Annotated in this window: 4 protein-coding genes; all 4 read left to right on the forward strand. The window is 66.5% G+C overall.

Features of this window, described 5'->3' with window-relative positions; all coding sequences use genetic code 11:
• The coding region (locus E1261_RS44040; protein WP_238176836.1) for a Bug family tripartite tricarboxylate transporter substrate binding protein at positions 1-1,012 on the forward strand (1,012 nt) is incomplete at its 5' end.
• Entirely contained in the window at positions 1,009-1,524 is a 516-nt protein-coding gene (locus E1261_RS44045; protein WP_132416217.1) for a tripartite tricarboxylate transporter TctB family protein, read from the forward strand. The genes E1261_RS44040 and E1261_RS44045, both read left to right, overlap by 4 nt.
• Positions 1,524-3,026 carry a tripartite tricarboxylate transporter permease gene (locus E1261_RS44050; RefSeq protein WP_132416219.1) on the forward strand — a complete coding sequence of 501 codons (1,503 nt, stop codon included), beginning with the start codon at positions 1,524-1,526 and terminating at the stop codon, positions 3,024-3,026. Before E1261_RS44045 ends, E1261_RS44050 begins: the two co-directional genes overlap by 1 nt.
• Before the next feature lie 4 nt (positions 3,027-3,030).
• Positions 3,031-3,257: EVE domain-containing protein (locus E1261_RS44055; RefSeq protein ID WP_132416221.1), on the forward strand; the 227-nt coding region annotated here is incomplete at its 3' end.

A 3,257-nucleotide genomic window follows, 5' to 3' on the forward strand; every position in this document is an offset into this window, starting at 1 on the left:
GGTCATGAGGTCGAAGGTTTGGGTGGCGGCTGCGGCGGCGTTGGTGCTGGTCGGCGGTACGGCGGGTTGTGGGGCTACGGCGGAGAAGACGGACTCGGCGGCGCCTGGGGGTGGGAAGCCGGTGAGCGGGTTGCGGTTGATGGTGCCGAACACGGCGGGTGGTGGTTACGACACGACGGCTCGCGTCGCGGCGAAGGTGATGGACGACGCGAAGATCGCGACCGGGACCCAGGTGTTCAACCTGCCCGGCGCGGGCGGGACCGTCGGTCTGCAGCGGACCGTGAACGAGAAGGGCAACGGGAAGCTCGCGCTGCAGATGGGGCTCGGGGTGGTCGGAGCGACGTACACGTCGAAGTCGAAGGCGACGCTGGCCCAGACGACTCCGCTGGCCAAGCTGATCGAGGAGGCCGGGGCGATCGTGGTCCCGAAGAACTCGCCGTACAAGACGATCGGTGACCTGGTCGCGGCCTGGAAGGCGAACCCGAAGGGGCTCGCGGTCGGCGGCGGCTCATCGCCCGGCGGACCGGATCATCTGCTGCCGATGCAGCTTGCGCAGGCGGTTGGGATCGACCCGAAGCAGGTCAACTACATCTCGTACGACGGCGGTGGCGAACTGCTTCCCGCCTTGCTGGGCAGCAAGATCGCCTTCGGGGCCAGCGGATTCGGCGAGTTCCTGGATCAGGTCGAGAGCGGTCAGGTTCGGGTCCTCGCGGTGACCAGCGAGCAGCCGGTTGCGGCGTTGAAGGACGTGCCGACGCTGAAGGGATCCGGGATCGACCTGGTCTTCACCAACTGGCGCGGGATTGTCGCGCCGCCGGAAATCAGTGCCGCGGACAAGCAGGTCTGGATCGACGCACTGACCCGCATGCACGACTCGGCAGAGTGGAAGGCCGAGCTGACCAAGCACGGTTGGACGGATGCGTTCGTCGCCGGTGACGCGTTCGGGACCTTCTTGACCGAGCAAGACAAGGCGGTTGCGGACGTCCTGACCAAGCTGGGCCTGGCGGCATGACCGTGGTCGAGACTCCTCCGGTTGAGGCTCGACGGGACAAAGCGCAGTACGGCGTCTGTGGGTTCCTGGCGGTGGTCGGCGGGCTGGTGATCGTCGACGCGCTGCGGATCCAGCACATTGCCAACAGCAACGATCCGATCGGGCCGAAGCCGGTACCCATCGTGCTCGGCGTGCTGCTGCTGGTGATCGCGGTCGTGTACGGCGTCGATGTCGCGCGGGGTGGTTCCGGTGAGGCGGAAAGCGGTGAGGATGTCGATCCGACCTCCGCGGTGGACTGGAAGACCGTGCTGCTGCTGATCGCGGCGTTCGTGGTGAACCTGGTGCTGATCGAACCGGCCGGCTGGGTGATCAGCGGCGCGGTGCTGTTCTGGGGTTCGGCGTACGCGCTCGGTAGTCGGCACCATCTGCGGAACCTGCTGATCGCGGTCGCGTTGTCGCTGGCCACGTTCTACCTGTTCGCGATCGGGCTCGGCGTGAACCTGCCGGCCGGCGTACTGCAAGGGATCCTGTGATGGGTAACCTCTCGAATCTGCTGGCCGGGTTCGGCGATGTGCTGACGCCGATGAACCTGCTGCTCGCCTTGCTCGGCGTGACAGTCGGTACGGCGGTCGGCGTACTGCCGGGGATCGGACCGGCCATGACCGTCGCGCTGCTGCTGCCGATCACGTATGGACTGGAGCCGGTGCAGGCGTTCATCCTGTTTGCCGGGATCTTCTACGGCGGGATGTACGGCGGCTCGACGACCTCGATCCTGCTGAATACACCAGGTGAGTCGGCGTCGGTGGTGACGGCGATCGAAGGCAACAAGATGGCCCGGAGTGGTCGGGCCGCGCAGGCGCTGGCGACGGCGGCGATCGGGTCGTTCGTGGCCGGGACGATCGGGACGCTCCTGCTCGCGCTGGTGGCGCCGCAGGTGGTGAAGTTTGCGATCAGTCTCGGTGCGCCGGACTACTTCGCGATCATGCTGCTGGCGTTCGCCGGGGCGACGTCGGTGCTGGGGTCGTCGCGGATCCGCGGGTTTGCGGCGTTGCTGCTCGGGCTGGTGATCGGGCTGGTCGGGATCGACAAGGTGACCGGGCAGGAGCGGTTGACGTTCGGCATCCCACAACTTGCCGATGGCATCGACGTGGTGGTGGTTGCCGTTGGCATCTTTGCGGTCGGCGAGGCGTTATGGGTGGCTGCGCACTTGCGTCGTACGCCGGGGACCGTGATCCCGGTGGGGCGGCCGTGGATGGGCCGGTCGGACTGGCGGCGGTCGTGGAAACCTTGGTTGCGGGGGACGGCGTTCGGGTTCCCGATCGGGGCATTGCCGGCTGGTGGAGCGGAGATCCCGACGTTCCTGTCGTATGCGACCGAGAAGAGGTTGTCGAAGCATCCGGAGGAGTTCGGGCACGGGGCGATCGAGGGCGTCGCGGGGCCGGAGGCCGCCAACAACGCATCCGCGGCCGGGACGCTGGTGCCGATGCTGGCACTTGGGTTGCCGACCAATGCGACTGCTGCGGTGATGCTTGCCGCGTTCACGTCGTACGGGATTCAGCCTGGGCCGTTGCTGTTCGAGCGTGAGTCGCGGCTGGTGTGGGCGCTGATCGCGAGCCTGTTCATCGGCAACCTGATGCTGCTGCTGTTGAATTTGCCGCTGGCGCCGGCGTGGGCGAAGCTTCTGCAGATCCCGCGCCCGTATCTCTATGCAGGCATCATCTTCTTCGCCTCTATGGGCGCGTATGCCGTCAACGCTCAGCCGTTGGACCTTCTGCTGCTTCTGTTGCTGGGACTCCTCGGCTTTGCCATGCGTCGCTTCGGTCTGCCGGTGCTGCCGCTGATCATCGGCGTCATCCTCGGCCCGATCGCCGAACGCCAGGCGCGGATGTCCCTGCAGCTCTCGAACGGCGAACTCCACGGCCTGATCGGCGGACCGGTCTCCTACGTCATCTACGCCGTCCTCCTCGTTCTCCTGGGGTGGCCGTTGATCTCGAAATACATGACGAAACGTGTCACCTATTCAGCCTCACGCTGAGTCCATGACCATCGATAGGGCCTGGCTGGCCGTCGTTTCCGCCGAACACACCCACCTCGCAGTGGCAGGCGGCTTCATCCAGCTCAACCACGGCAAACGCCCCGGCGTAGCCCGCCTGCACCGAGGCGACGGCTTCGTCATCTACTCCCCCACCGACCACTACGGCTCCAAAACCCCACTCCGCGCCTTCACCGCCCTAGGCACAGTCGCCGACGAAGCCCCCTACCAAGC

Source organism: Kribbella albertanoniae, assembly GCF_004348455.1.
Taxonomy (GTDB): Bacteria; Actinomycetota; Actinomycetes; order Propionibacteriales; family Kribbellaceae; genus Kribbella; species Kribbella albertanoniae.